The sequence below is a fragment of the Bradyrhizobium sp. genome, assembly GCF_035652035.1.
Lineage (GTDB): Bacteria > Pseudomonadota > Alphaproteobacteria > Rhizobiales > Xanthobacteraceae > Bradyrhizobium.
Genome location: NZ_DASREO010000075.1, coordinates 1 through 26,010, shown reverse-complemented (window position 1 = coordinate 26,010; position 26,010 = coordinate 1). Strand labels below are relative to the sequence as shown.

Annotated in this window: 27 protein-coding genes and 1 tRNA gene; 13 read left to right on the top strand and 15 right to left on the bottom strand. The window is 62.0% G+C overall.

The genetic code is table 11. The features are described 5' to 3' along the window. Positions 1-7 precede the first annotated feature (7 nt). The gene (locus tag VFB05_RS19985; RefSeq protein ID WP_325015314.1) at positions 8-448 is read right to left on the bottom strand and encodes a hypothetical protein; all 441 of its coding nucleotides are present in this window, start codon (positions 446-448) and stop codon (positions 8-10) included. A gap of 136 nt (positions 449-584) precedes the next feature. Here VFB05_RS19985 and VFB05_RS19980 point away from each other — a divergent pair, with 136 nt between their 5' ends. After that, positions 585-920 (top strand): low affinity iron permease family protein, encoded by a 336-nt coding sequence (locus VFB05_RS19980; protein WP_325015312.1) that lies wholly within the window; start codon positions 585-587, stop codon positions 918-920. Positions 921-999: 79 nt separating this feature from the next. Here VFB05_RS19980 and VFB05_RS19975 read toward each other — a convergent pair whose 3' ends face one another. Further along, entirely contained in the window at positions 1,000-1,383 is a 384-nt protein-coding gene (locus tag VFB05_RS19975) for an EF-hand domain-containing protein (protein ID WP_325015309.1), read from the bottom strand. Positions 1,384-1,664: 281 nt separating this feature from the next. Between VFB05_RS19975 and VFB05_RS19970 the strand changes: the two genes are divergently transcribed. Next, positions 1,665-1,958, top strand: coding sequence for a hypothetical protein (locus tag VFB05_RS19970; RefSeq protein ID WP_325015307.1), 294 nt, complete (start codon positions 1,665-1,667; stop codon positions 1,956-1,958). 458 nt (positions 1,959-2,416) lie between these two features. Here VFB05_RS19970 and VFB05_RS19965 read toward each other — a convergent pair whose 3' ends face one another. From VFB05_RS19965 to VFB05_RS19940, 6 genes are all read right to left on the bottom strand, one after another. Beyond that, complete coding sequence (locus VFB05_RS19965) at positions 2,417-3,214, bottom strand: MarR family winged helix-turn-helix transcriptional regulator (protein ID WP_325015305.1); 798 nt, start codon at positions 3,212-3,214, stop codon at positions 2,417-2,419. 866 nt (positions 3,215-4,080) lie between these two features. After that, positions 4,081-4,329 (bottom strand): hypothetical protein, encoded by a 249-nt coding sequence (locus VFB05_RS19960; protein ID WP_325015303.1) that lies wholly within the window; start codon positions 4,327-4,329, stop codon positions 4,081-4,083. A gap of 7 nt (positions 4,330-4,336) precedes the next feature. Then, entirely contained in the window at positions 4,337-4,675 is a 339-nt protein-coding gene (locus VFB05_RS19955; RefSeq protein WP_325015301.1) for a hypothetical protein, read from the bottom strand. Positions 4,676-4,907: 232 nt separating this feature from the next. Then, positions 4,908-4,982, bottom strand: a tRNA-Val gene (locus tag VFB05_RS19950). Between the two features lie 1,557 nt (positions 4,983-6,539). Beyond that, on the bottom strand, positions 6,540-7,811 hold the full coding sequence (locus VFB05_RS19945) for a hypothetical protein (RefSeq protein WP_325015299.1): 1,272 nt from the start codon (positions 7,809-7,811) through the stop codon (positions 6,540-6,542). Positions 7,812-8,141: 330 nt separating this feature from the next. Next, positions 8,142-8,771 carry a DUF1134 domain-containing protein gene (locus VFB05_RS19940; RefSeq protein ID WP_325015297.1) on the bottom strand — a complete coding sequence of 210 codons (630 nt, stop codon included), beginning with the start codon at positions 8,769-8,771 and terminating at the stop codon, positions 8,142-8,144. 118 nt (positions 8,772-8,889) lie between these two features. On the opposite strand from VFB05_RS19940, the gene VFB05_RS19935 reads away from it, so the two are divergent. Continuing rightward, positions 8,890-9,420, top strand: a complete 531-nt coding sequence (locus VFB05_RS19935) for a YHS domain-containing (seleno)protein (RefSeq protein ID WP_325015295.1) — start codon at positions 8,890-8,892, stop codon at positions 9,418-9,420. 130 nt (positions 9,421-9,550) lie between these two features. Here the strand turns inward: VFB05_RS19935 and VFB05_RS19930 are convergent, their stop codons facing one another. Next, complete coding sequence (locus tag VFB05_RS19930; RefSeq protein WP_325015293.1) at positions 9,551-10,333, bottom strand: 3'(2'),5'-bisphosphate nucleotidase CysQ; 783 nt, start codon at positions 10,331-10,333, stop codon at positions 9,551-9,553. A 239-nt stretch (positions 10,334-10,572) separates the two neighbouring features. On the opposite strand from VFB05_RS19930, the gene chpT reads away from it, so the two are divergent. The 6 genes from chpT (at position 10,573) to VFB05_RS19900 (ending at position 17,235) form a co-directional block, all read left to right on the top strand. Next, positions 10,573-11,214: a histidine phosphotransferase ChpT gene (gene chpT / locus VFB05_RS19925; protein ID WP_325015291.1), complete on the top strand. Its 642-nt coding sequence runs from the start codon at positions 10,573-10,575 to the stop codon at positions 11,212-11,214. 224 nt (positions 11,215-11,438) lie between these two features. Further along, the gene (locus tag VFB05_RS19920) at positions 11,439-14,186 is read left to right on the top strand and encodes a hybrid sensor histidine kinase/response regulator (protein ID WP_325015289.1); all 2,748 of its coding nucleotides are present in this window, start codon (positions 11,439-11,441) and stop codon (positions 14,184-14,186) included. Between the two features lie 14 nt (positions 14,187-14,200). Beyond that, on the top strand, positions 14,201-14,668 hold the full coding sequence (locus tag VFB05_RS19915; protein WP_414643223.1) for a chemotaxis protein CheW: 468 nt from the start codon (positions 14,201-14,203) through the stop codon (positions 14,666-14,668). Between the two features lie 58 nt (positions 14,669-14,726). Then, entirely contained in the window at positions 14,727-15,092 is a 366-nt protein-coding gene (locus VFB05_RS19910; protein ID WP_291571280.1) for a response regulator, read from the top strand. A gap of 98 nt (positions 15,093-15,190) precedes the next feature. Then, the gene (locus tag VFB05_RS19905) at positions 15,191-16,354 is read left to right on the top strand and encodes a chemotaxis response regulator protein-glutamate methylesterase (RefSeq protein ID WP_325015626.1); all 1,164 of its coding nucleotides are present in this window, start codon (positions 15,191-15,193) and stop codon (positions 16,352-16,354) included. Then, a complete protein-coding gene (locus VFB05_RS19900; RefSeq protein WP_325015283.1) occupies positions 16,351-17,235 on the top strand; it encodes a protein-glutamate O-methyltransferase CheR in 885 nt (294 codons plus the stop codon). Before VFB05_RS19905 ends, VFB05_RS19900 begins: the two co-directional genes overlap by 4 nt. Before the next feature lie 12 nt (positions 17,236-17,247). Here VFB05_RS19900 and VFB05_RS19895 read toward each other — a convergent pair whose 3' ends face one another. The 5 genes from VFB05_RS19895 to ctrA all read right to left on the bottom strand — a co-directional run bounded on the left by VFB05_RS19895 (position 17,248) and on the right by ctrA (position 21,583). After that, on the bottom strand, positions 17,248-18,405 hold the full coding sequence (locus tag VFB05_RS19895; protein WP_325015281.1) for a glutathionylspermidine synthase family protein: 1,158 nt from the start codon (positions 18,403-18,405) through the stop codon (positions 17,248-17,250). A gap of 36 nt (positions 18,406-18,441) precedes the next feature. Further along, a complete protein-coding gene (locus VFB05_RS19890; RefSeq protein WP_325015279.1) occupies positions 18,442-19,806 on the bottom strand; it encodes an adenylosuccinate lyase family protein in 1,365 nt (454 codons plus the stop codon). Between the two features lie 104 nt (positions 19,807-19,910). Next, positions 19,911-20,309 (bottom strand): hypothetical protein, encoded by a 399-nt coding sequence (locus VFB05_RS19885; protein WP_325015277.1) that lies wholly within the window; start codon positions 20,307-20,309, stop codon positions 19,911-19,913. Between the two features lies 1 nt (position 20,310). Continuing rightward, positions 20,311-20,715, bottom strand: a complete 405-nt coding sequence (locus VFB05_RS19880) for a DUF350 domain-containing protein (protein WP_325015275.1) — start codon at positions 20,713-20,715, stop codon at positions 20,311-20,313. Positions 20,716-20,881: 166 nt separating this feature from the next. Next, positions 20,882-21,583 (bottom strand): response regulator transcription factor CtrA, encoded by a 702-nt coding sequence (gene ctrA, locus VFB05_RS19875; protein ID WP_008138878.1) that lies wholly within the window; start codon positions 21,581-21,583, stop codon positions 20,882-20,884. Positions 21,584-21,950: 367 nt separating this feature from the next. On the opposite strand from ctrA, the gene fliI reads away from it, so the two are divergent. The 4 genes from fliI to VFB05_RS19855 all read left to right on the top strand — a co-directional run bounded on the left by fliI (position 21,951) and on the right by VFB05_RS19855 (position 25,416). Beyond that, positions 21,951-23,276 carry a flagellar protein export ATPase FliI gene (gene fliI, locus VFB05_RS19870; RefSeq protein ID WP_325015227.1) on the top strand — a complete coding sequence of 442 codons (1,326 nt, stop codon included), beginning with the start codon at positions 21,951-21,953 and terminating at the stop codon, positions 23,274-23,276. 106 nt (positions 23,277-23,382) lie between these two features. After that, complete coding sequence (gene fliJ, locus VFB05_RS19865) at positions 23,383-23,799, top strand: flagellar export protein FliJ (protein ID WP_325015224.1); 417 nt, start codon at positions 23,383-23,385, stop codon at positions 23,797-23,799. A gap of 201 nt (positions 23,800-24,000) precedes the next feature. Further along, positions 24,001-24,546: a sigma-70 family RNA polymerase sigma factor gene (locus tag VFB05_RS19860; protein WP_325015222.1), complete on the top strand. Its 546-nt coding sequence runs from the start codon at positions 24,001-24,003 to the stop codon at positions 24,544-24,546. Further along, the gene (locus VFB05_RS19855) at positions 24,547-25,416 is read left to right on the top strand and encodes an anti-sigma factor (RefSeq protein ID WP_325015220.1); all 870 of its coding nucleotides are present in this window, start codon (positions 24,547-24,549) and stop codon (positions 25,414-25,416) included. 231 nt (positions 25,417-25,647) lie between these two features. On the opposite strand, the gene VFB05_RS19850 is transcribed toward VFB05_RS19855, so the two are convergent. After that, entirely contained in the window at positions 25,648-25,848 is a 201-nt protein-coding gene (locus VFB05_RS19850; RefSeq protein WP_325015218.1) for a hypothetical protein, read from the bottom strand. Between the last annotated feature and the right edge of the window lie 162 nt (positions 25,849-26,010).

Below are 26,010 nucleotides of genomic sequence, written 5' to 3'. Positions count from 1 at the left end.
ATTGGCTTCATCGCATCGCAAGGTGCGCTGCATTGACATGCCGCCCCATCCCGGCGACATCGATCGCAGCACCGCAGAAGCATGTCGACGAGCCAGACGTCGTCTGCGTCGGCAACCGGCAACCACAATCGAGCATCCGGTATTTCCACGCCGTCCATGCGCGCTCGCGCCGGTGCTCGGCCAGATCGCCGCCCGTCACCTGAGGTTCGATCCTAGCCCATGCGTCGGCGAAGGCGGCACGCGCCTTGAACAAGTCCGGCGCGGTGCCTTCGTCGCGGATGCCGCGATGTGAGGCGGGATAGAACGCGAGCGACCAGCCCCATTGATCGACACTCAGCGGGACACCCGCGCGCTGGCTGATCGAGCCGACATGGACATCGCTGTCGTAAAAGACGCGCCAGATCTCCCGGTGCGGATCGTCGGCGCGTCGGCGGGTGAGGGCGGGCATGCCCCATTGATTCCGCTGATTTGCATCGGGCGGAAGCCGCTAGGGGTTGCGGGTGTGGACGGAGCGGACGCTAGGGGCGAGGTTGCAAACGGCACGCCCATTGGAACACGGCAGGCCTGCCGCGGCTTTTCTTGCCATGGCCAAATCCATCCAACGGTTTCTGACCAACGCCGGAACATTGTTGTCGCGTCCCTGGGCCGTCGGTGTCGTGATCCTCTATGCGGTGCTTTGGATCATCTTTGATCCCGCCAGTCTGAACTGGCATGGCATCGTTAGTCTCGCCACCCTCTTCATGGCCCTGTTCATACAGCGTTCGGAGCATCGAGACACTCAGGCGATCCACGCCAAGCTGGATGAGTTGCTACGGGTGAATAGCGGCGCCCGCAGCCAGCTGACGACTCTCGACGACAGAGAGCCGGAGCAAGTCGAGGCGTTTCGCACAAAGGCGCAAAGCGCTGATGAAAATCGCTGAGCAGATTTGAAGTGGCAAGTTGAGCGGCGGACAGATTTTCGTTCTACGCGCGGGCTCCATCGGCCCGCCACAAGGCCGATCACCTGCCGCCGTGCATGAAGGCCTGCATCTCTTCCAGCGTGAGCTTGCCGTCTTTATTGCTGTCCATCGCCTTGAAAATCCGTTCGTGAGCGGCCTGGAACTCCTGCAGCGAGACTGTGCCGTCGCCGTCGGTGTCCATCAGCGCGAACATCATGCGCATCATGAAGGGGGGCCCCATCATGCCGCGCCCCATCATATGTCCCATCATGCCACCGCCCATCATTCCACCGTGCCCCATTGCGCCGGCGCCGCCCTCGCTTGTATGCGACTGCATCTGTTGCTGATCTGGCTGGGGTGTCATTTGGTTCTGTGCAAAGGCGCCGAAGGTGCCGTAGGCCAGAACAAGAGCCGATGTCGTGAGTCCCAGGATGCGACTGGACATTTGAAACCTCCTCAGAAGCGATACAGGATTTGAAGAATGCCGCCCCGTGCGTATTCCGTCTTGCACCTCGTGTCGCATCGGCAGCGGCTCGCAGCAACGAACGTCGAAAGAGGCCGCTGCTCAAGCGGCCTCCCTCTTACAGAGCTCAGGGAAACGAATCTCTCCTGCAAGCCCTGTGGTTTAAAGCTATCGTGCGCGGTCGGGGGCTTCGTTGATCCAAGTCAACCCGCCATCGAATAAACTGCGGTGGAGTGCATCCCGATGATGGAGCAGGATGATTCATGGATCGAAAGATGGAGTTGGACCATCTCGCTATCGCCGAGAAAGCGGTGGTAGAGGGTGATCGCCATATTGCGCGTGAAGAGCAAATGATCGCCGATCTGGAGCGCGGCGGCCACGATACCAAATTGGCATTTGAGACGTTGGCGACCCTTCGACGAATGCAAGCCGCGCATATCGCTCACCGCGACCTGTTGCTGAAGATGCTACAGCAGGGCAACTCCGCCGATGCGATTTTTCGACCGGGTCATTACGACAACGCTTCGGGACCTGCGAAGGGTACCGACAAGCGTTAGCTGCTCCAGACAGGCTTCCCGCGCGCCTGCCGATGCGGCTATCGATCCAGATGCGGCGGGAATTCGCTTTGCCACGCATCCGTCGACAGAACTACACCGTCAACTGGTGGTCGAGCTCGAAAGTCGCCAGCAGTCTTTCCGCATGTTAGCGATCCGACGAACCATCTTGAAGCCGCCGAATTCGCCCGCGCTTCATCTCAAGAAAGTTTCGCAAACCTGGCATACGATAAAAGGCCGCCATTTCAGGCGGCCTTTTCGAGCGAACTGCTAGTGAGGGGTGACCCAACAGCCGCCCTGGTTGCGTACTCCAAATCAGGGTTTTCCAGCGCCACAACCCATTCCGCAACTATTGCAGTTTCTACGGCCATCTCGATCTCAATCTTTTGCGCCATGTCAATTCGCGCGGCGCTCTGATGCGGCACCTGGCGGTATCGCAAAACGAGCCGGACATTTCGCTGCTACCAGATGCCTCGACCGTCCGCCTTCCGTCGCATCCGCTCACGGAACTGCACCATCAATTGATGCGTCGTCTCGAACGTCACCAGCAGCTTGTCGGCTTTTGCGCGTTCCGTCGAACCATCGGCGAGGCCGTCGCGCAGGCTTCTGAGACGGGTAACCTGGACTTGGCTCCTGGCAGTGCGATCCTCAGCGAACTCCAGCTGCTCCAGATCGTGGCCCAGCCTGTCCTCCTCAGCGATCAGCAGCTTGGTGGTCATGGATCGATTTGTCTCAGTGAGATCACTGCTGTTGAGCACACTGAGAAAGCGATCGATATTTGCACGGGCTATAAAGTTTTCCATCGCGAACCCATGTTGGCGCAGTAGCGCCGTTGCCTCTATCTGTGCCGCGTGGCGAGCCGCTTCCGCATCAAGCAACAATTGCTTTCCGGCTTTTGTAAGTGCAATTGGCCTGCTTCGACCATTTGCGCCTTCCCAAACTTCTTCAACCAATCCATCTGAAAATATCGACTTCAAGTCTCGGGTGAGCGTCGATTTATCCAGCTCCTGCTTCCGCGCGATGTCGGCGCGTGTTGCTGGCTGCATCTGGCCGATCATCTCAAGAAGCGAGAATTGCACTGCGCTGACGCCGAAAGGCCGAAGCTTGGCATCATAAATCTCGGTGACTGTTCTTGAGAGCCGCCGCGTCCTCATGAGGATGTTGTCATCTGTCTCGGCGACAACGCGAATGGTCACCGCGTGCCTTTCCAGCGCGCGATCGGGATCATCCAAATGGTCGGTGTTCGCAAAGTCGGGCATGATGCCGGTCCCCACCGTTCGGCCCGTAGCCAAAATACAGGAGATGGCGGTGTCGTGGAACCCGGCGCGGGCGCGGACAACGACTAAAATTTCACCTCCCAGCGGGCTGCTTTCGCGCGCGGCCGTGGGCTTCGTTGATCTAGGTCAACCTGCCATTGAGGAAACTGCAGTGGAGTGCAGCGCAGGCTGCCCGCAAGATCGCGCAGTTTGTTCCGGAAAAGTAAGGCTATTTGGCGCGGCATCTTGGATGTGTTTTTTCGACTTTTGATTTGGGTCAGCCCAGATCGGCCGCTCTTTGATCCTGATCAAATATCCTGTCGCCGTTGTAGGCTATCTAACGATGGCACTCCTCCCCAAGAGTGCAGTCCCACTTCAAGACAAAGGCCGCTTCCCCCCCCCCCGGCGGCCTTTTTTTGTCGGCAGCGGCAGCACAGGGCAAACTGCCTTTTCAGGGCAGTCCGATGGAAGTGTGTTCGTTCGCAACGCAAAAATCCGCCACTATCAGAAGCTTCTGAACGAGGAGAAGCGGAAGGTCATCCAGAAACGTTTTAGCTAAGGAGGAGGCCAGGGAAAGGCGGCGGCCCCAATTGATGTCTGAGACCTAAGTAGAACACCGGAGTATTCCAATGGGACGATTCGTGATCTTCCCTTCGAGCTATGAGCAGTCGCGGCGACGAAATAAGAAATCTGATCTTCACCTGCCCGGTAACCAACCTGAAGGTACAGCACCGGTGTGAACGTATATCCGATCACAATTATGAGTCGGTGAGCTGCCTCGCTTGTGCCGGGGTCCATTTCATCAATCTCGGCACCGGCAAAGTGCTGAAGCGCGATCAAGAATAAAACTCCAGAACGCTCTCACGACATTATGCGATCTTGATATCGTACAATCGCTTCAGACGGTCGACGATGATCTCGAAATACTGTCTCAATTCATCCTTGTTGCGGACCGGGCCCGCTGTGGCACCGAACATGAGCATTGCATTCCAGGGAATGCCGTAAACAGTCACCTTGATCCCTTGTTTCGGGCAACCGTCGACATTGCGCAAATCCTCAAGGATCATCGCTTCCAGTTCTGCGGCAGTTCTTGGTTGCCTGGCATGCTCTGTATCCATTGGCGCTTTATATGCCTTGACCGTCCGCCTTCTCACGCATTCGCTGGTAGAAGTGCACTGTCAGCTGATGAGTTTCCTCGAAGGTTGCGAGCACCGCGTCCGCACGTGTGCGATCCGTGGAGCCATCGGCAAACGCGTCACGCAGATTGGTCAGATGGTTCTTGCGGTTGAGGCTCTTGGCGACGCAATCTTCGGCGAACTGCATCTGCTCCAAATCGTGACTCAGCCTATCCTCTTCGGCGACCAGCAGCTTCATGATGGTCTCGCGATTTTGCGCGGTCAGATCGCTGCTGTTCAGCACGCTCAAAAAGTGGTCGATGTTCGCGCGGGCGATGTACTTATCCATGGCTCTTCCGCCTTTGGGGCTTTGTCCCAGCCCATTTGAAGGAAAGTTTAGCACGCCGCGCGGTCGCGGGGCTGGTCACAAAAGGTTAATTCGGCATCGCAAGGGCTGCTTGACGATTTATGCCGCCCCATCCCGGGCGGGCGGAAAATCTGGCCAAACATTGGCGCCGCGCATGCCGCACGCGGTACACTCGAACCGTGGCAACGGCCGCTAGCTGATTTGTCGAGGTTTATGGTGGGCGCACAAGGGATCGAACCTTGGACCTCTCCCGTGTGAAGGGAACGCTCTCCCGCTGAGCTATGCGCCCGGCCGCCGCTGGTATGGCCAGAAGGGTGCGATTTACGAAGCGGGAGGTGGGGGTGTCAAGCGAAGACTCCATCCGATCGGCCTCTCTGCGGAAGCAGAGACCCACCACAAGCGTTAATCAAAGGCGAAAGTCGTTGCCCAGCCTGCCAAATTGAAGGGCTGTGGCGTATGGGTCCACGCGTTCACGCAGACCCGATCAAGCTCTGAGGAATCTGAAATAGAACGCCGCGAATACGAGGACAATGCCAATATTCACGATGAGCCGTTGCCAGAATCGGTCTCTGAAGACGAGAAAATCCACGCCGATGATGAGGGCTATCATGGCCGCCACGTAAAGGACCACAGCTGCCTGTCTGCCCATTTTCAATGCCTCGTGGCGCGGCCTTCCGATTCATCCAATAAATCCGGCCCGGAAGAAAACTCACCAGCTAACAATGTAGCTCGCTCCGCAGAACTCGTAGGGATTGTAGGCGTAGTCGTACGGCCAACAGTATGGAGAGCCGACCAGTTCGCGTCCAACCGTTACGGGCGGCACCGCCCAAATTTGGCGGTGGCGTATCTGACCGCTGTAATGGTGATAGTGGTGATGGAGGCGAGTCGTCCCTGCTGGGACGCGGGCAAAGGCTTCCGTCGAGGCAGTCGCGGCCAACCCGATGCCGATGACATACAAGGCCGCACTCAAGACCACGGTTCGAAATGACATATTGCATTCCTCTCTGGGACTACCTGGCATTGTGGTCTATCGTACAACACCGACGGCATGTCGATTGTTCCCATTACGGAAGCGCGCATCGCCCCAATGCATCGTGACCAGCTGAGTGCCGTGGCAACGAAGCAATCATTTGCCTCTTGACACGATTCTTCGCGAGCGACCTGATTTGCCCGTCGTGCCAATTCGCCGCAGGCGGCAGCATTGAGCCGTCGGGCAAATCAGCGGCACAAGTTCGCGCATCCCGTGCCCGATCAAGAGGGGCGTTTGGCCGATCGTCACCAACGTTGGGCGCGGGGAGCGGTGGACGCGACAAGCGCAACAGACGAGTGCGCTGGTCGCGGACGGCGAAGTCGTGTGGTCCTGATGCCTCGACGCTGGCATCAAGTCGGCGATTGGCGATGACGGCCCGCCCGTCACGCCGCGCCGGCCGACGGAGACAACAAGCCCGATCTCCGGGGAGAGCACGAAGGAAACCGTAAAACCATCGCGCAGGGAATGCCGGTGCATATCCGGCGAACCTGTAGCACGACCCTCGTGTGTTTTCTTTTCACGCGAGACTATGGGCGCGCTGGCGCGCCCGGCATTCCCTGCGCCCTCTGATTTTTCGAGGGACGATGATTTCGGATCAACTCGGGCGCGTGAGTGCCGCGGGGATGAGGAGGCGTGTCTGTGGCGACTTCAACCACGTCGTCCCGGCGAACGCCGGGACCCATAACCACAGGGTTGTGTTGGTGCACGAAGCCATCAACCAGCGCTTTTCGAAACAGTCGCCGCAGCGTATGGGTCCCGGCGTTCGCCGGGACGACGGAAGACGGGAGCGCGACGGCACCCGGAACGCCAGAAACGCTACGCCCCCTGGCGGGCGCGGGAGGCGTGGGCCTGCAGCGCGCGGATCCGCTCGGCGAGCGTGCCGCCGCCTTCGCCCACCGTGCCGGAGGATGTCGCGCCGTTCACCGCGCCATTCGCTGGCTTGGCGGCATCGGCGTCGAGCAGGGCTTCGATCGGCGAATTCGGCCCCTCGAGCTGGATCGCGAGCTTGGCGACTTCAGCGGCGATGTCGTTGATGCGCTCGCGCAGCAGCGCATTCTCCATGCGTTCGGTCTGCCAGGAGGATTCCGCCTGCTGCTGGATCGCGTTGAGATCGCGCTGCAGTTTCGAGCGGTCCTCGCGCGCCACGCGAAGCTGCTCCTCGACCGCGGCCTTCTCCGACTTCAACTTGTCGAGCGCCGGCCACGAACCGGAATTGGTCAGCGTGAGTTCGTCGCGCAATTCCTTGTTGGCGCGCTCGCTCGCGTCCCTGGCCTGGCGAAGCTGATTGACCTCATAGTCGCGCTCGGCAAGCAGTTTGCCTTGCGTCGCAAGCCGCCCTTCCAGATCGTTGACGCGATTGCCGAGCAGTTCGGCTTCCTTGACCTGCGCGATCAGCTGGCGATCGAGATCGGTGACGCGCTGGCTCAGGTTTTCGACGCGGCCGCGCGCCTCGGCGAGATCGCGGGTCACGGCCGCCGACTGGCCGCGCTCGTGCTCCAGGCGGGCTTGCGTGGCGGCGAATTCCTTCTCGGCGTCACCGACGCGGCTCTTGAGCGCATCGATCTGGGTATTGACGGCGACAAGCTCGACCTTGCGGCTCTCGGCCATCGTCGAGCGGTCGGTCAATTCGGCGTTCATCCGTCCGAGTTCGCCCTGCTTGTCGGTCAGCGCCTTCTCGGCCTGCCGCAGCGCCTCGGTCTTGGTGGCGAACTCCTCCTCGGTGGCGCGAAGCTGTTCCTTCACCGCCTTCTCGCGCGCTTCCAGCGCGAAGATCGTCGCGTTCTTCTCGCCGAGCTCGAGCTTCATGCGATTGATCGCATCGCTCTTCTTGCCGAGTTCGGCGAGCTGGCTCGTGGTCTTGTGCTTGAGCTGGTCGACGCTCATCTCGAGCCGGCGCGCCGACATGGCAAATTCAGCGCGGAGCTGGTCCTTGTCGGCCTGGATTTCCGCCATCGACAGCGGGGTCGCCGCTTCCAGCCGCCGCGTGGTCAGCCGCACCGCGCGGTTATGCACCAGCGGCACGATCGTGAGACCAAGCAGCATCGCGACCAGAAAGCCGATCGCCAGATACATGGCGGGCTCGACCATGGGACCTCCACTCAACTCACCTAGTGGTCCGATTCTAACATTCGCACCCCGTCGCAGCAGGCACTTTGCGAATGTTAGAATCAAAGGACCACTAGCAAACATGGACTCCAGTGAAGCCTTGGATTTGACATTCGCTGGCGAACTCGCTGCGAACGGGTAGCGAATGTCAAATCCGCTTCACTGGTTATTAACTAACAATGCCACGGGGCACGGGGTGAAAGCCAGTGCCAAGGCGGCATCAAGCAGCGTTAACATCAATCTGCCTGTGCGTTCCGATTTTGAAACCGTGGCCTGCAATCCGAACCGGAAAACTCGGAACGGATTCCAAACTCAGAACGGATTCCAGGTCGCGCGCGGCGTGTACTTCAGGTAGCCGATATTGGCGCCGAGCCGGAGGCCCAGGCCGGAGCGGATCGGCACCAGCACGATGCCGTTGGCCGTCAGCGCCGTCATGCCGAAGCCGCCGATGATGTAGGCGGAGCCGTCGATGCCGGCGAAGCGCTGATAGATCGCGCTGGTGGCCGGCAGGTTGTAGACCAGCGTCATGGTGCGCGCGCCGTCGCCGCCCCAGTCGAAGCCGACCGACGGTCCCTGCCAGTAAACCTTCAGGTCGCCGGCGTTCTTCGTATAGAGCGTGCCCTCGCCATAACGGAGCCCGGCGACAAAGGCGCCCGAGCCTTCCTCGCCGAGGACGTAGCCGTTCGGCAGGCCCCATTGGCTGACCGCTCGCTCGATCACCGAGGCGAGGCCGCGCGAGACGTTGCCGAAGAACTTGTGGCCGGCGCCGACCAGCTCGTCCGGCCCGTAATAATTCGGGCCCGGCTGGCGTTGCGGCGGCGGCAGCTGTTGCGGCGGGGGCGGGGCGTCCGGCGGCGGCTCCGCCTGCTGCGCGGAAACCGGCACAGCCCAGCACATCATCGCGGCCAACGTGATGGCAGCAAGGCGGCTCACGAAAGTCATTAAAGTTCCCCTAGATCGTGAAATCCGAGCGATTGCCTTAACTCAATGCTGACGAGCATGAATTAAGGCTGAACCCGGTATCCCTTGTCCCCCGACTCGGAAGTTATCGGGTTCAACTATGACGCCAGAACGGCAGGAAGCAAACCGGATCGCGACCGGACCGCATTTTCGTCCCCGAATCGCCCTGATCGCGCTCGGCCTGTTGGCCGGATTGGGCGGAGTTGTGGCGGTCGGATCGTTGGCCCTGGCCGCGACCACGGAACGCGTGGTGACCAACCGCTTCAGCGGGCTGGCCATCGAGGGGTTCGATCCCCTGGCTTATTTCGTCGACGGGCGCCCGGAGATGGGTTTGCCGGACTTCGAGGCCGCCGAGGGCGGCGTGGTCTGGCGCTTCCGCAACGAGGGCAATCGCGCCTCCTTTGTCGCGCATCCGGAGGTTTATGGTCCGCAATTCGGCGGCTACGACCCGGTCGACCTGGCGCGCGGGGTCACGGTGGCCGGAAACCCCTTGTTCTGGCTCGTTGCGGGCAATCGCCTCTATCTCTTCGGCTACGAAGATAGCCGCGACGCCTTTGCCGCCAATCCGGCGCCGTATCTGAAAGAGGCGAAGTCGCGCTGGCCGGTGCTCGAGGAACAGCTCGCGCAGTGAAGCTCCTCCCTCATCCTGAGGAGCCGCGTTAGCGGCGTCTCGAAGGATGAGGCCGGTATCGGGGCCTCATGGTTCGAGACGCGCCAAAAGGCGCTCCTCACCATGAGGGTCTCTCCGGATTGCCGCCTCCTCACGCCGCCGCCGGATCGCCCCAGGCGATAAAAGCCGGCACGATAAAATCTTTCCCCGCGCCGAAGCGTAAGGCGCCGCCCGACGCATCGGTGAGCTTGCCGCCCGCGGCGGTGACCAGCGCATGTCCGGCCGCGACATCCCACTCGCTGGTCGGGGCAAGGCGCGGATAGATGTCGGCCGCGCCCTCGGCCACGCGTGCGAATTTCACGGCCGAGCCGAGTTTTGCGCGCACGGCGCCGGGTCTTGCGTCGATAAAGGCTTCGCTCAAGGCATCGCCGTGCGAACGGCTCACCGCGGCGACCCAGGGCCGTCCTGCCTTCGGGAAGGGCCGGGTGCGAATAGGCTCGGCCGGGCCGATGGCGCCCTTGATCGCAAGCCGCTCGGCGCCTTGTCCGACCAGGCCGCGCCAGATCAGGCCAAGCGCGGGCGCGCTGACAATGCCGAGCAGCGGCGTGCCGCTGGAAACCAGCGCGAGATTGACGGTGAATTCGTCGCGGCCGGCGACGAACTCCTTGGTGCCGTCGAGCGGATCGACCAGGAAGAAGGTTTCGAGCCGGCCTGTATGACCTGAGGCCACCCGCTCTTCCGAGAGCGTCGGGATATCGCCCGCAAGGCGCGCAAGGCCGTCGGCGATGATGCGGTCGGACGCCAGATCCGCTTCCGTTACCGGCGAGCCGTCGGTCTTGCCGTCGACGCGCATGCGCGAGCGGTCCACGGCAAGGATCGCCTGGCCTGCGAGCGCGACAAGCTCGGTCAGCGGCGCCATCAGGCGCGCAGCCATGCTGCAATCGATCGGGGATGGCGGAACTGGCGGGTTGGCTGGCGAGCCCATCAAAAGCCTCAAACTCCTGTGCAAGAGGATGATCGCGCCTTGCAACGGTTGCAAGGAAAGAGCGGAGGATCAAGGTCTTCCCACGCTGGCAGGCCGCGCTTGTGCAGTGTATCAAGCCTTGAAGCAAGCTTGATTCGCACCATCGCGCTGTCATCGATTTATTCAGCCCCGATTTGCAGGAACGCTCAATGTCTGGTGCCTCCGGTCCCGCCTCCGATAGCCTCGAACTCGCAGCGCTTTTGTGCTCGCGGGTGTGCCACGATCTGATCAGCCCGGTCGGCGCTATCGTCAACGGGCTCGAAGTGCTGGACGATAATCCGAAGCCCGAGGACAAGGAATTTGCGCTGGATCTGATCCGCAAGAGCGCGAAGACCGCGTCCGCCCGCCTGCAATTCTGCCGCCTGGCGTTTGGCGCCGCCGGGTCCGCCGGCGCCCAGATCGATCTCGGCGACGCGCAGACCATGGCGCGCGGCCATATCGAGGACGGCAAGATCACGATCGCCTGGAACCTGCCGCGGCTGCTGTTGCCCAAGAACCGCGTCAAGCTGTTGCTCAATATGATGGTGATCGCGCAGCAGACCATTCCGCGCGGCGGCACGCTGACGGTCGATCCGGTCGGCGAGGGTGAGACGTTCGGCTTTCGCGTCACCGCGAACGGGCTCAATGCGCGCCTGCCGCAAAATATCGCCGATCTTCTCGCTTCCGGCGAACTGGTCGCGAACGACGCCCATTCGGTGCAGCCTTATTATACGCGCCTGCTCGCGCAGGCCTGCGGATTGAAGGTTACGCTTGCGGCGGATGGCGATGCCATGGTGGTGACGGCCGCCTGAGCGCGGCCGTTCGGCTGAAAATACTGCATTTTCAATGCAGCCGCGCCGGACCTGCCGGTTAACGAAAGGTATACGGCTTTCCCCGTGATTATACGGGACGAGCTTATCTATTTGTTGAGCCCGTTCTTTTCCATTTGCTCAACCAAACTTAAACGGTTTGCAGAGAAGCTGGCCACACTCGAAAAGTGCGTCGCGCGCACGCCTAGGGGTGAAGGCCGGATTTCATGGACGATCTTTTGAGAGAGTTTTTGACGGAGACCAGCGAGAGCCTGGACACCGTCGACAATCAGCTGGTGAAGTTCGAGCAAGAGCCGAACAACGCCAAGATTTTGGATAACATCTTTCGTCTTGTTCACACCATCAAGGGAACCTGTGGCTTCCTCGGCCTGCCGCGGCTGGAAGCACTCGCCCACGCCGGCGAAACCCTGATGGGCAAATTCCGCGATGGCATGCCGGTCACCGCCGAGGCGGTGACGCTGATCCTGAGCAGCATCGATCGCATCAAGGAAATTCTCGGCGGTCTCGAGGCGACCGAAGCGGAGCCCGAGGGCAACGACCGCGATTTGATCGATCAGCTGGAAGCAATGGTCGAGCAGGGCATGGCGGCGATGGCCGCCGCTCCCGCGGCCGCAGCTCCTAAACCTGCGCCGGCTCCGGAAAAGCACGTTACCGAAGGCAAGCTGACTTATCAGATACTGGAGCGCGAGCTGCGGCCCGGCGAAGTGTCGCTCGACGAACTTGAGCGCGCCTTCCGCGAGACGGAGACCGAGGTTGCGAAGCCCGCGGCAAAGGCTGCGGCCCCGAAAGCCGAAGTCCGCGCCGCGCCCGCGCCCAAAGCCGAAGCTGATGCGCCTGAGAAGCCGTCTAAGTCGCCGGCCAAGAAGGCGAAAGTCGCCGTTGAAACGGACGCCAGCGAAGCCGACCGCGTCGCCAACCAGTCGATCCGCGTCAATGTCGATACCCTCGAACACCTGATGACGATGGTGTCCGAGCTCGTGCTGACGCGAAACCAGCTGCTCGAAATCTCCCGCCGCAACGAGGACACCGAATTCAAGGTGCCGCTGCAGCGGCTGTCTAATGTCACCGCCGAACTGCAGGAAGGCGTCATGAAGACGCGCATGCAGCCGATCGGCAACGCGTGGCAGAAGCTGCCGCGCATCGTGCGCGACCTCTCGAGCGAATTGCACAAGCAGATCGAACTCGAGATGCACGGCGCTGACACCGAACTCGATCGCCAGGTGCTCGACCTGATCAAGGACCCGCTGACCCACATGGTCCGCAACTCGGCCGATCATGGGCTTGAGACGCCGGCCGAGCGCGCCGCTGCCGGCAAGCCGGAGACGGGCACGATCCGCCTCTCCGCCTATCACGAAGGCGGCCACATCATCATCTGCATCGCCGACAATGGCCGCGGTCTCAACACCGAACGGATCAAGGCCAAGGCGCTCCAGAACAACCTCGTCACCGAGGCTGAACTGGAGAAGATGACCGAAGCGCAGATCCACAAGTTCATCTTCGCGCCCGGCTTCTCGACCGCCGCCGCCGTCACCAGTGTGTCCGGCCGCGGCGTCGGCATGGACGTGGTGCGCACCAACATCGATCAGATCGGCGGCACCATCGACATCAAGTCGGTGGCCGGCGAGGGCTCCTCAGTCACCATCAAGATCCCGCTGACGCTCGCGATCGTCTCGGCGTTGATCGTGGAAGCCGGCGGTGACCGCTTCGCCATTCCGCAGCTCTCGGTGGTCGAACTGGTGCGCGCGCGCGCCAATTCCGAGCACCGCATCGAGCGCATCAAGGATACTGCGGTGCTGCGCCTGCGCAACAAGCTGTTGCCGCTGATGCATCTGAAGAAACTGCTCAAGATCGACGACGGTTCTTCCATCGATCCGGAAAACGGCTTCATCGTCGTGACGCAGGTCGGCAGCCAGACCTTCGGCATCGTGGTCGACGGCGTGTTCCACACCGAGGAAATCGTGGTCAAGCCGATGTCGACCAAGCTGCGTCACATCGACATGTTCTCCGGCAATACCATCCTCGGCGATGGCGCCGTCATCATGATCATCGACCCGAACGGCATTGCCAAGGCGCTTGGCGCGTCCGGCAGCGCGAGCCACGAGATCGCGGACGAGAATGCAGCGCTGCGCGCCGCCGGTGCCGAACAGCTCACTTCGCTTCTGGTGTTCCGCGCCGGCTCCAGCCAGCCCAAAGCGGTGCCGCTTGGCCTTGTCACGCGTCTGGAAGAAATCGCCGCCGAGAAGATCGAGCTCTCCAACGGCCGTCACATGGTGCAGTATCGCGAGCAGTTGATGCCGCTGGTGCTGATGAGCGACGTGAACATCCGCACCTCCGGCTCGCAGCCGATTCTGGTGTTCGCCGACGATGGTCGCTCCATGGGGCTTGTGGTCGACGAGATCATCGACATCGTCGAAGAACGCCTCAACATCGAGGTCGCGGGATCGAGCGAGGGCATCCTCGGCTCAGCCGTAATCAAGGGACTGGCGACCGAAGTGATCGACGTCGCTCATTTCCTGCCGATGGCGTTCGCCGACTGGCTCCATCGCAAGGAAATGCGTCCGTCGATGACCGCCCAGCAGGTGCTGCTCGTCGACGACTCCGCGTTCTTCCGCAACATGCTGGCACCGGTGTTGAAGGCGGCGGGCTACAAGGTTCGGGTCGCGCCGAGTGCCCAGGAAGGCCTCGCGGCGTTGCGCTCGGGCCAGGTGTTCGACGTGGTGCTGACCGACATCGAAATGCCCGACATGAACGGTTTCGAATTCGCCGAAACGATCCGGGCCGATGCGCATCTGGCTTCAATGCCGATCATCGCGCTGTCGTCACTGATCTCTCCGGCGGCGATCGAGCGCGGACGTCAGGTCGGCTTCCACGATTATGTCGCGAAGTTCGACCGTCCGGGCCTGATTGCGGCGCTGAAGGAGCAAACCTCTGAAACGCAGAAGGCGGCGGCATGAGCGGAGATCACATCATGAGCAAAACCGAAACCGTCGAAGGGGCCGTCGTCGAATACGTCACCGCCATGATTGGCGGTCAATTGTTCGGCCTCCCGATCTCGCGGGTGCAGGACGTTTTCATGCCGGAACGTGTGACCCGCGTGCCGCTGGCCTCGCGCGAAATCGCCGGTGTTCTCAATCTGCGCGGTCGGATCGTCACCGTGATCGACATGCGCGCCCGCCTGGGCCTGCCGAAGAACGACGATGGCAAGCCGCCGATGGCGGTCGGCGTCGATCTGCGCGGCGAGTCCTATGGCCTGTTGATCGACCAGATCGGCGAAGTGCTGAGGCTGGCCGACGACAGCCGCGAAGAAAATCCGGTCAACCTCGATCCTCGCATGGCGAAGCTCGCCGGCGGCGTGCACCGCCTCGATGGACAGTTGATGGTTGTCCTGGACGTCGACCGGGTGCTGGAAATGTCGCCCGAGATGATGGCCGCTTGAAACTGACGAACGCGTAACGGAACTACTAGCTGGTTTTCTGAGCATAAAGGCAACGACAATGAAAACATGTCTGGTCGTGGATGACTCGAGCGTCATCCGAAAAGTCGCAAGGCGCATTCTGGAAGGCCTGGATTTCCAGATCGTCGAAGCCGAAGACGGCGAGAAGGCACTGGAGGTCTGCAAGCGCGGTTTGCCGGAGGCCATCCTGCTGGACTGGAACATGCCGATCATGGACGGCTATGAATTCCTCGGCAATCTCCGCCGCATGCCCGGCGGCGACCAGCCGAAGGTGGTGTTCTGCACGACGGAAAACGATGTGGCCCATATCGCGCGCGCGCTTCATGCCGGCGCGAACGAATACATCATGAAGCCGTTCGACAAGGACATCGTCACCGCCAAGTTCCAGGAAGTCGGCCTGATCTGATTTCCGAAGCGCCGGTCCGGCGGCTTGCGAGCCGCGGGCGCCGCCGTTGTTAGAGTTGCGTTTGTTCTCAGCGGATGAGCTGAGTTCGGTTGGTGAGTATGAGTGTTGCGTTGACGAGTCCGGCGGCCGCAGGCCCTTTGCATCAGCAAGAACCGCTGCGGGTCATGCTGGTTGACGATTCCGTCGTCATCAGGGGAATGATTTCCCGCTGGCTAGGATCCGAGCCTGATATCGTCGTGGCCGCTTCGTTGCGGACCGGCCGCGAGGCTGTCAACCAGCTCGAGCGCATCAATCCCGACATCGCCGTGCTCGATATCGAAATGCCGGAGCTCGACGGCATTTCGGCGCTGCCGCTGCTGCTTGCGAAGAAGCGGAACCTCGTCGTCATCATGGCGTCGACGCTGACGCGTCGTAATGCCGAGATCAGCTTCAAGGCGCTGTCGCTCGGCGCATCCGACTATATCCCGAAGCCGGAAAGCACCCGCGAAGCTGGCGCCGCCGAAACCTTCCGCCACGATCTGGTGCAGAAGATCCGCCATCTCGGCGCCAGGGCTCGCCGCTATGCGTCGCACCCGGTTGCGCCCGCGTTCGCGCCTGCGCTCCGGGATGTCACCCACCGCGCGCCACCGGTCGCACACCCAACTGCGCCCGTGGTCAAGCGCAACTTCTCGCAGCAAAATCCCCGTGTGCTGCTGATCGGCTCGTCGACTGGCGGTCCGCAAGCGCTGATGAGCATGGTGGCCGATATCGGCCCGGTGATCGATCGTTTCCCGGTGCTCATCACCCAGCACATGCCGCCGACATTCACGACGATTCTCGCCGAGCACCTTGCGCGCGCCAGCAACCGGCCGGCGCGTGAGGCGATCGACGGCGAAGCGGTCAAGCCCGGCCATATCTATCTCGCGCCGGGCGGCCGTCACATGCGCGTGGTGCGTCATGGCGCGGAAGCGGTTGTCGCGCTCGATGACGGCCCGCCGGTCAATTTCTGCAAGCCCGCGGTTGATCCGCTGTTTTCCTCCGCCATCGACGTCTGGCAGGGCTCGGTTCTGGCGGTGATCCTGACCGGAATGGGCTCGGACGGGATGCGCGGCGGCAAGGACATTGTCGCGGCCGGCGGCAGCGTGATCGCGCAGGACGAAGCGACCAGCGTGGTGTGGGGCATGCCGGGCGCGGCCGCTCACGCCGGCATTTGTTCGGCGGTGCTGCCGCTCAATCAGATAGCGCCAAAACTGGTGAGGTTGTTTTCAGGAGACCGCTCGTGACGCCGTTGGATTATGAGTTCTTGCGCAAACTTCTGAAGGAGCGCTCCGGGCTCGATCTGTCCGCCGACACGCAATATCTGGTCGAGAGCCGGCTGGTGCCGCTCGCGCGCAAGGCGGGCCTCGCCGGCATTACCGATCTCGTGCAGAAGATGAAGGGCGGCGGCGTCGAGCCGCTGGTTGCGGAAGTGGTCGAGGCCATGACCACCAACGAAACCTTCTTCTTCCGCGACAAGACGCCGTTCGATCACTTGAAGGATACGATGCTGCCCGCGATCCTGCAGGCGCGTAGCGCGCGGCGGTCATTGCGGATCTGGTGCGCCGCTTCGTCGACCGGCCAGGAGCCCTATTCGATCGCGATGTGTCTGAAGGGGCTGGGCGCCGCGATCGCCGGCTGGAAGGTCGATATCGTGGCGACGGATCTGTCGCAGGGCGTTCTGGAGAAATCGAAAGCCGGCATCTTCAGCCAGTTCGAGGTGCAGCGGGGCTTGCCGATTCAGCTTCTGGTCAAGCACTTCACGCAAATCGGCGATATGTGGCAGCTCAATCCCGATATCCGCTCCATGGTGCAGCATCGCCAGCTCAACCTCTTGCAGGATTTCGGCCACCTCGGAACGTTCGACATTATCTTCTGCCGCAACGTCCTGATCTATTTCGATCAGGACACCAAGACGGGTATCTTCGAGCGGCTGTCCAAGGTGGTCGAGGCCGACGGGTTCATGGTGCTGGGCGCGGCTGAATCGGTGGTGGGCATCACCGATGCCTTCAAGCCCTATCCGGATCGGCGCGGGCTGTATCGCCCGAACGCGACCCGGAGCGCCAAGCCGATGTTCGTGGGCGGGATGTTGCAAAAGCCGGCAGCCGTTGCAGCGGCGGCACGATAAGGTCTGGCCTGCTCAGAGGATCGCGTGCGGCAAAAAGCGCGACGTGTTGCCTGTGATCGGATTGTCGTCCTCGCGGATCGATAGGCCGCACGGCACGTGCTCGACCAGCCAGGACCCCAGCACCGGATATTGGCCGGAGAAATTCGGCAGCGGCGCCAAGGCCTGTCGAATATAGCCCTCAGCGCCATACGGTCCCTGCTCGGCAGCCACGACGTCGCCATGACGAACGATCGTGACGTTGGCGCCCTCGCGTGAAAACAGCGGTTTGCGCGCGAAGGATGAGCTCAGGCTTTTCGCGCCTGCCTCGTCCTCGAAGAAGGCCGGTAGCAGATTGGGATGACCAGGAAACATCTCCCATAGAAGTGCGAGCATGCCCTTGTTGGAGAGGATGGCCTTCCACGGCGGCTCGATCCAGCGCGTGGCTGCGCCCGCGATTTTCTGGCCGAAGGCATCCTGAAACATCCACTCCCAGGGATAGAGCTTGAACGCCAGCGCAATCTTCTCATCGTCGAGGTCGACGAAACCTCTTGCATCGTTCCAGCCGATGCTTTCGATGGAAAGCAAGGTGGTCTTGAGGCCGGCCTGGTTGGCTGTGTCTTCGAGGTAGGTGAGCGTCGTTAAATCTTCCGGATTGTCGAGCAGGCCTGCGAGATGCAGGCGGCTGGTCTCGCCGAATTTCTTCCAGGCCGCGATCAGCCGCTCATGCAGCGAGTTGAACTGGTCGGCGTCCGGCGTGAGCAGACCCCGCTCGATTCCCTGTTCGAGCCAGGTCCATTGAAACACCGCCGCTTCGAAGATCGAGGTCGGCGTGTCCGCGTTATATTCCAGCAATTTCGCGTCGCCGCTGCCGCCGTAGCTGAGATCGAGCCGGCCATAGAGGCTGCCTTCCTTGCGGCGCCATGAGTCGCGGATCAGCGGCCAGAACGCTTCAGCAATTCGGAGCCGTTTCAGGTGCCGCTCGTCGCTGATGACGCGATCGCAGAGCTCCCTGCACATCGCGTCGATCTCGCCGGTCGGCGTCTCGATGCGGTCCTCGATTTCGGAAAGCGTGAAGGCGTAATAGGCGCGCTCGTCCCAGTAGCGCGCGCCGTCGATGGTATGAAAATCGAAGCCGCAGGCTTCCGCCGTGGCCTGCCAGTCGTCGCGCTCGCGGCAAGGGACACGCTGCATGGCTAGAGTTTCGATCCCGAGGTTTGTATCATTTTGCTAGCGCGCAGCGCTGGCCAGCACGCGATCGACCATCTCCGGCGCGAGGCCCAGATAGTTTCGCGGCGACGTCAGGCGCTCGATCGTCGCCCGGTCGATGCGCGATGAAATCTTCGGGTCGGCCGATAGCGCATCGGCAAGCGACATCTGTTGCTCGTTGGCAAGGCGGCAGGCGTCATAGACAACGTCGTGTGCGTCCTGGCGGCCGATCAGTGGCGCGAGCCCCATCATCACGGCCTCCGCCACGATCAAGCCGCGGCTGATGTCGAGGTTCCTTGCCATCTGCGCTTCGTCGACGATCAGGCCACGAAGCGCGAATTTTGCCTGATGCAGGGCGCCGGCCGTGAGGACGAAGCTTTCGGGGATCGCAATCCATTCAGCATGCCAGGGGCCGGTCGCGCGCTCGAAGTCCTGGATGGTTGCATCGAGCATGAGACCGGCATGCTGGCGCACGCTCTTGGCGGCCGCGAGCATGAGTTCGGATGAGATCGGGTTGCGCTTCTGCGGCATTGTCGACGACGCGCCGCGTCCCTTCACGAACGGCTCGTAGACCTCGGCGAATTCGGTCGAGGCCATGATCATGATGTCGAGCGCAATCTTGCCGAGCGAGCCGGTGAGGAGGCCGAAGAAATTCACAACCTCGGCAAGGCCGTCGCGCGCCACATGCCAGGTGGACACCGGCACACCGAGCCCGAGTTCGTTGCAGAACGCCTGTTGCACCTCGAGACCTTTGGCGCCGAGCGAGGCCAGCGTGCCGGCTGCGCCCGCGAATTGACCAACAAGCACGCGCGGTTTCAATTGCGCGAGCCGCTCGGCGTGACGATCGAACATGGCAAGCCAGATCGCGCACTTGTAACCGAACGTGACCGGCAGCGCCTGCTGCAGATGGGTGCGGCCGGCCATCGGCGTGTCGCGATGACGTCTGGACAGGTCTGCGAGAATTTTTCGCAACTCGCAGATGTCTTCCTCGATCACCGTCAGGCCGTCGCGCACCTGGAGAACGACGGCGGTGTCCATGATGTCCTGCGTGGTCGCGCCCCAGTGGACGTAACGGCCGGCGTCGCCGCATTGCTTCACCATCTGATGGACGAGCGGCAGGATCGGATAGCCGACGATGTCGGTTTCCTGCCGCAGCAGATCGAAATCGAGCGCGGCGACGTCCGTCCGCGCGGCGATCTGCTCGGCCGCCTCCGCTGGAATGACGCCGCAGCGCGCTTCGGCCCTGGCGAGCGCGACCTCGGCCTCCGCATAGCGGGAGATCAACGCGTAGTCGGAGAAGATCTCGCGCATGCGCGGCGTGCCGAACGCATCGCGAAACAGAATGGAATCGAGAACGGTGGTGGCGGCCGGCGTGGCGGGGCGCATGCTTGGAACTCCCAGATTTTTCAGTCCGGACGCAATCCTATTTGATGTCCGGTCATCATGTCAGGAGGTCCGGCTCTCGCGGCGGAGAAGCAGGAGCGGGCCGCTCACCCGCCGGAGAAATGTGCGGCAATCGACCGCGCAAAACCACCGAAGCCGCCGCGCGACGTCTCGGTTGCGCCTGATGAGGTCGACGTGCTGCCGGAGGATGTCGGGTTTCCGCTATAATAGCTGCTGCGCGACCACGATCCGCCGTGGCCACCGCCTCCCGACGACGTGCGCGAATTGCAGGCGGCGGCCGCGTCGGGCGAGGCCGGTGCGGCCATCCCGGGACTGTTCGGCTGACAATTTTGGCGCGGCATCAGCGCAAAGGCGCCTCCGCCGACCGCCATCGTCCCCATCAGCAGCAGCGCGACGTGGCGGGAGCGCTTGACCGGCGGCGAGGGCGACGGGTCGGGCGTGACCGGCCTGCGCTTGCCAAATTCCTGGTTTGGCCGGCTCGCCATGTCAGCCGATCATGCAGGCGGCGTTGAGCGCGCCGGCCGCAAGCGATGACAGCCCGAGCCAGATTGCGGGCGCAACCTCGCCGGCCGCGATCTTCGCCGACAGATTTGGTATCGGAATCTTGATGACGTAATACACGATGACCTGGACGATCAGCGCGATCAGGCTCCAGATCAGGCAGTCCACGACGTTGGCGGAATGGGCGACGGCGCTGACCACCGGCAAGGTGAAACCGAGCAGGCTCAGGCCCAGCGCAATCGCGGCCGCCGGATCGTTGTCGCGGATCAGCTTGAACTCGTCATGCGGCGTGATGCGCGTGTAGACGAAGAGGTAGACGACCACCGAAAAGATCGCCGTGCAGAAATAGACCAGGAACGCCGGCAAACCGGCGAGCGATTGCAGGATCATTCGTGGGGCCCCTTAAGTCGCCAGACGGTGATGTACCGGCGTGAGATTCGCACAATCCATCCGTCGGGACACGGCAAATGCCGGTTCAATCCCCAAATAAAAAACCCCGCCATTTGCGGCGGGGTTCAGTCTTGGGAGGAGTGAGCCTACGGGCTCGCACGAAGCATCAGGCGGGAATGCGCTCTTCATGCTCGTGCGGCTCGCGCAGCACGTAGCCGCGGCCCCACACGGTCTCGATGAAGTTCCGGCCTTCGGAAGCATTCGCAAGCTTCTTGCGCAGCTTGCAGATGAAAACGTCGATGATCTTCAGTTCGGGCTCGTCCATACCGCCATAGAGGTGATTGAGGAACATTTCCTTGGTGAGCGTGGTGCCCTTGCGGAGCGAAAGCAGCTCCAGCATCTGGTATTCCTTGCCCGTCAGGTGCACGCGCTGGCCGCCGACCTCGACCGTCTTGGTGTCGAGATTGACCACGAGATCGCCGGTCTGGATGACCGACTGGGCGTGACCCTTGGACCGGCGCACGATCGCATGGATGCGGGCGACCAGTTCGTCCTTGTGGAACGGCTTGGTCATGTAGTCGTCGGCGCCGACGCCGAGACCCTTGACCTTGTCCTCGATGCCGGCAAGGCCCGAGAGGATCAGAATGGGGGTCTTGATCTTGGAAACCCTGAGCTGCTTGAGCACGTCGTAACCGGACATGTCGGGCAGGTTCAGGTCGAGAAGGATAATGTCGTAATCGTAAAGCTTGCCGAGATCGACGCCTTCTTCACCGAGATCCGTCGTATAGACGTTAAAACTCTCGGATTTCAGCATCAACTCGATCGACTGCGCGACGGCGCTGTCATCTTCTATCAGCAAAACGCGCATGCCAGTCCCCTATAGTCGCCGCTCCGGGCGTCAGGTCGGCCGCACTTGCGGCACTCAAAACGCCTTTGAACAACTGATTCGGATCCTGACGGGATATGGTTAACAAAATCTGATTCTGATCCGCAAGGCCCGTAGGTGCAATTTTTTTCGAATCGCCCTAAGATATTGCGTCGAAGCAGCTTTTTGTATCCGATCTCGCTCAAGCTCTACATTAAGAGGCGGGTCTAACCGACTCTCAAGATTCGCCCTTCCTGGAGCCAGGTCGAGCGTCCTCAGTCACCAAAGACAGTGACGTAATGATTAATGATGCGAGTAAACACCAAGTTAAGGTTCACCGCCCAAGCTGCGAAAACTTAAGGTTTTCGCAATGAAGGCGCTCGCCGAACAGATCAGCGATATCGACGGCATCAACATCTATGGCCGCGTCGTCGGCGTGCGCGGACTGATGGTTGAGATTGCCGGTCCCATCCACGCCATGAGCGTCGGCGCCCGCATCGTGATCGACACCGGCGGCAACCGCTTCATCCCCTGCGAGGTCATCGGCTTCACCGGCAACAACGCGGTCGTGATGCCGTTCGCCGGTCTCGACGGGGTGAGGCGCGGCTGCCGCGCCGTGATCGGCAATTCCGGCAATCAGGTGCGGCCGTCGGCGAGGTGGCTCGGGCGCGTTCTCAACGCGATGGGCGAGCCGATCGACGGCAAGGGGCCGCTGGAGCAGGGCGCCTCGCCGGTGCCGTACCGCAACACGCCGCCGCCGGCGCATTCGCGCAAGCGGGTCGGCACCCCGCTCGATCTCGGCGTGCGCGGGCTCAACACGTTTCTTACCTGCTGCCGCGGCCAGCGCATGGGCATCTTCGCCGGTTCCGGCGTCGGCAAATCGGTGCTGCTGTCGATGCTGGCGCGCAACGTCGACGCCGACATTACAGTGATTGGCCTCGTCGGCGAACGCGGCCGCGAGGTACAGGAATTCCTGCAGGACGATCTCGGCGACGAGGGTCTCGCGCGTTCCGTGGTGGTGGTCGCGACATCCGACGAGCCGGCATTGATGCGGCGGCAGGCGGCGTATCTGACGCTCGCGATCGCCGAGCACTTTCGCGACGAGGACAAGGACGTCCTTTGCCTCATGGACTCGGTGACGCGCTTTGCGATGGCGCAGCGCGAGATCGGCCTGTCCGCCGGCGAGCCGCCGACCGCCAAGGGTTACACGCCGACCGTGTTCACCGAACTGCCGAAACTCCTGGAGCGCGCCGGTCCCGGCGCGGGCCAGGGCACCATCACCGGCATCTTTACGGTGCTGGTCGACGGCGACGATCATAATGAGCCGATTGCCGATGCGGTTCGCGGCATCCTCGACGGTCACATCGTGATGGAGCGGCGCATCGCCGAGCGCGGGCGGTTTCCGGCAATCAATGTCCTGAAGTCGGTCTCGCGCACGATGCCGAAATCGGCCGATCCGGCCTTTTTGCCTATCATCACCAAGGCCCGTCAGGTGATGTCGACCTATGCCGACATGGAAGAGTTGATCCGGTTAGGGGCCTATAAAGCGGGCTCGAGCCTCGAGGTCGACGAGGCCATTCGCCTGCACGAGCCGCTGGAGGCCTTTTTGCGCCAGGCCAAGGACGAATCCACCGCCCTGAAGGAAGGTTACGGGCGATTAGATCGAATTCTGAAGGGTCTGGAAACGGAACGCTAACTTTGTCAGGCCATCATCCGCGCCACAGTTGTGATGCCGGCGGGGCCCCGACGGGGAGCCGGTGCTGTCCCTTAGCCAGATTGGGACTTCTGGGGAGTATGAGTCGATGAAGTCACGTGAAACGCTTATCCGTCTGAAGAAATTTCAGGTCGACGAAAAGCGCCGCCGGGTCTCGCAGATCGAGAGCATGATCGCCGACTTTCAGCGGATGTCGGTCGACCTGGAGCGCGAAATCCAGACCGAACAGGAACGCGCCGGAATCAACGATCCTTCGCACTTCGCCTATCCGACCTATGCCAAGGCCGCGATCCAGCGCCGGGAAAATCTCACCCGCTCCGCCGAAGAGCTGCGCGTTCAGCTTGAGGAAGCTCGCAGCCTTCTCGCCGAGGCCTTCGACGAACTCAAGAAGGTCGAGCTCCTGGACGAGCGTGACCAGGCGCGCGAGCGCGCCGAAGAGAGCGCCCGCGAGCAGGCCGATATGGATAGCATCGGCTTGATGCGCGCCCGGCTTGGGGTCGCCTGAGGCTCATCTGATCCGTCGACACCGCTATCGGACGACCGAAACCCGGACCCGAAGAGGACCGGGTTTTTTGTTTGCTGCGTTTCGCATGCGCCCCCAACCTCAGCCTTGCCGCAGCTTTCCCGGCAGACCGATTTGCCCCAAGATGTGATAGGACACAGCTTGCGCAGGCCTGTAAGGCAGTCGCGACTTTGGGGGAATTGAATGCTGACGCCAGCTGAGCTGGTCTGGCTGATTGCTGCTGTCGCGAAGGGCGATCAGGCCGCGTTCGAGCGGCTCTACGCGGCCACGCGGGCGAAACTCTTTGGCGTCGTTTTGCGTATCTTGCGGCGACAGGATCTTGCCGAGGAGGTCATCCAGGAGACCTACGTCAAGATCTGGAACAGCGCCGGACAGTTCAATCCGGGCCAGTCGTCGCCCATCACCTGGATGGCGTCGATTGCCCGCAATCGGGCCATCGACGTGGTGCGCAAACGCAGCGAGGCCTCGATCGAGGAAGAGCCGGCGGCCATGGAAGTGGCAGCCGACACGCCCGATCCGCTGGCGCGGCGCGAGATGACGGAAGACCTGAAACGGCTTCTGGAGTGTGTCGGGCGGCTGGAGCCCGATCGGCAAAAACTCGTGCTGCTGGCCTATTACAACGGCTGGAGCCGCGAGCAGCTCGCCGAGAAATTCGCAGCGCCCGTGAACACGGTGAAGACATGGCTGCGACGTAGCATGATGGATATCAGGGAGTGTCTCGGACTCTAGATGGCCTATAGCGAGGACCATATCGCGCTCGCCGCGGAATATGCGCTCGGCACACTGAATGCCGAGGAGCGGGCGCAGGTCGAAACCATGATGTCCGTGGACAAGGAGTTCGCGGGCATGGTTCTCGCGTGGGAGCACAAGCTCGGCGCGCTCAACCAGATGGTCGGTTCGGTCGAGCCGCGCGCTGAAGTGTGGGAAAGGATCAGGGCCGCGATCGGTCATTCGCAAGCGCAGTCGCCGATCGTTTTGCCGCAAGCCGAGCCGCCGTCGATTGCGCCCGGGATCGAGGGCGCCGCGCCCATCGCTGCTACCGCGCCGTCCAACGTCGTCGAGCTCGCGGCCTATGCGCGGCGCTGGCGCATGATTGCGACCGCAACGTCGGCCATCGCGGCGGCTCTGGTGGTGATGATCGGCGTCGGTGCGTCGATGCCGGATCTGTTGCCGGACAGCATGCGGCCGCAGCCGAAGACGCAGGTCGTCGAAGTCAAGACGCCGGCCGCGCCACTGCCATCGGCGCAATATGTCGCCGTGCTGCAGAAGGAGGGCGGCGGGCCGGCCTTCATACTGACCGTCGACGGCGCGACGCGGAATTTCACCGTGCGCAAGGTCGGCACGGCGGCCGAAGCGGGCTCGAGCTTCGAGCTATGGCTGATCTCCGACAGACTGGGCAAACCGCGTTCGCTCGGCGTGATCGGGGCGAACGAATTCACCTCGCGCCCCGTGCTCGCCTCCTATGACCCCGAGATGGTGAAGTCGGCGACCTTCGCGGTGACGGTCGAACAGGCCGGTGGATCGCCCGACGGCAATCCGCATTCGGCGCCCATCATCACCGGCAAGCTGATCGAGACCGTGCCGCCGCCGGCGCGATAAGACGCGCCCAGCGTCATCGCGAGGAGCGCTTGTGCGACGAAGCGATCCAGAGTGTCTTCGCTTTCGCTCGCGATGACGAAAGCGGTTGCATCACAGCCGATTCCACAAAAAGAAAACGCCCGTGGGGAGCGGGCGTTTTCGTGGGGCCAACTTGGGGGACAGTTGGGTCTTCCATTATCCACGCGGACTTTGGGGGGCTGGTAAAGCCACGTGAATTCGCAAAAACTCTACTTAACGCACCACCATCGTGTTCGAACTCGTTACAACAACCGGCTTGCCTGCTTTGATGACGCGCGCAGTCTGCGTTGAGCCGTCATCTGAGAACGTGCGAGCCGAAATTCCAAAGCCAGCGACCGCGATTCCCGCGACCAGTGCCAACACCACAATCTTGAGGTGTGTCGTGCGGTCGGCGCTGTAAATCGAATGATTCATTCCTGCCTCCTGCCGCCTGCCCTTGTTATCGCGGATTCGTCGTCCTCATCCGCCAGCAGGTTCACTCACCTCGCGCCTAGAAACGTAAGAATGCGCCTTTCGTTTCCCCAGAGGCGATCACAAGGCAGTGATCAGACGTGATCTTTCGCGATCATTTTTGCG

Coding starts and splice junctions, on each gene's coding strand:
- VFB05_RS19985 (WP_325015314.1), bottom strand. CDS start 448: ATGCCCGCCCTCACCCGCCGACGCGCCGACGATCCGCACCGGGAGATC.
- VFB05_RS19980 (WP_325015312.1), top strand. CDS start 585: ATGGCCAAATCCATCCAACGGTTTCTGACCAACGCCGGAACATTGTTG.
- VFB05_RS19975 (WP_325015309.1), bottom strand. CDS start 1,383: ATGTCCAGTCGCATCCTGGGACTCACGACATCGGCTCTTGTTCTGGCC.
- VFB05_RS19970 (WP_325015307.1), top strand. CDS start 1,665: ATGGATCGAAAGATGGAGTTGGACCATCTCGCTATCGCCGAGAAAGCG.
- VFB05_RS19965 (WP_325015305.1), bottom strand. CDS start 3,214: ATGCCCGACTTTGCGAACACCGACCATTTGGATGATCCCGATCGCGCG.
- VFB05_RS19960 (WP_325015303.1), bottom strand. CDS start 4,329: ATGGATACAGAGCATGCCAGGCAACCAAGAACTGCCGCAGAACTGGAA.
- VFB05_RS19955 (WP_325015301.1), bottom strand. CDS start 4,675: ATGGATAAGTACATCGCCCGCGCGAACATCGACCACTTTTTGAGCGTG.
- VFB05_RS19945 (WP_325015299.1), bottom strand. CDS start 7,811: ATGGTCGAGCCCGCCATGTATCTGGCGATCGGCTTTCTGGTCGCGATG.
- VFB05_RS19940 (WP_325015297.1), bottom strand. CDS start 8,771: ATGACTTTCGTGAGCCGCCTTGCTGCCATCACGTTGGCCGCGATGATG.
- VFB05_RS19935 (WP_325015295.1), top strand. CDS start 8,890: ATGACGCCAGAACGGCAGGAAGCAAACCGGATCGCGACCGGACCGCAT.
- VFB05_RS19930 (WP_325015293.1), bottom strand. CDS start 10,333: ATGGCTGCGCGCCTGATGGCGCCGCTGACCGAGCTTGTCGCGCTCGCA.
- chpT (WP_325015291.1), top strand. CDS start 10,573: ATGTCTGGTGCCTCCGGTCCCGCCTCCGATAGCCTCGAACTCGCAGCG.
- VFB05_RS19920 (WP_325015289.1), top strand. CDS start 11,439: ATGGACGATCTTTTGAGAGAGTTTTTGACGGAGACCAGCGAGAGCCTG.
- VFB05_RS19915 (WP_414643223.1), top strand. CDS start 14,201: ATGAGCAAAACCGAAACCGTCGAAGGGGCCGTCGTCGAATACGTCACC.
- VFB05_RS19910 (WP_291571280.1), top strand. CDS start 14,727: ATGAAAACATGTCTGGTCGTGGATGACTCGAGCGTCATCCGAAAAGTC.
- VFB05_RS19905 (WP_325015626.1), top strand. CDS start 15,191: ATGAGTGTTGCGTTGACGAGTCCGGCGGCCGCAGGCCCTTTGCATCAG.
- VFB05_RS19895 (WP_325015281.1), bottom strand. CDS start 18,405: ATGCAGCGTGTCCCTTGCCGCGAGCGCGACGACTGGCAGGCCACGGCG.
- VFB05_RS19890 (WP_325015279.1), bottom strand. CDS start 19,806: ATGCGCCCCGCCACGCCGGCCGCCACCACCGTTCTCGATTCCATTCTG.
- VFB05_RS19885 (WP_325015277.1), bottom strand. CDS start 20,309: ATGGCGAGCCGGCCAAACCAGGAATTTGGCAAGCGCAGGCCGGTCACG.
- VFB05_RS19880 (WP_325015275.1), bottom strand. CDS start 20,715: ATGATCCTGCAATCGCTCGCCGGTTTGCCGGCGTTCCTGGTCTATTTC.
- ctrA (WP_008138878.1), bottom strand. CDS start 21,583: ATGCGCGTTTTGCTGATAGAAGATGACAGCGCCGTCGCGCAGTCGATC.
- fliI (WP_325015227.1), top strand. CDS start 21,951: ATGAAGGCGCTCGCCGAACAGATCAGCGATATCGACGGCATCAACATC.
- fliJ (WP_325015224.1), top strand. CDS start 23,383: ATGAAGTCACGTGAAACGCTTATCCGTCTGAAGAAATTTCAGGTCGAC.
- VFB05_RS19860 (WP_325015222.1), top strand. CDS start 24,001: ATGCTGACGCCAGCTGAGCTGGTCTGGCTGATTGCTGCTGTCGCGAAG.
- VFB05_RS19855 (WP_325015220.1), top strand. CDS start 24,547: ATGGCCTATAGCGAGGACCATATCGCGCTCGCCGCGGAATATGCGCTC.
- VFB05_RS19850 (WP_325015218.1), bottom strand. CDS start 25,848: ATGAATCATTCGATTTACAGCGCCGACCGCACGACACACCTCAAGATT.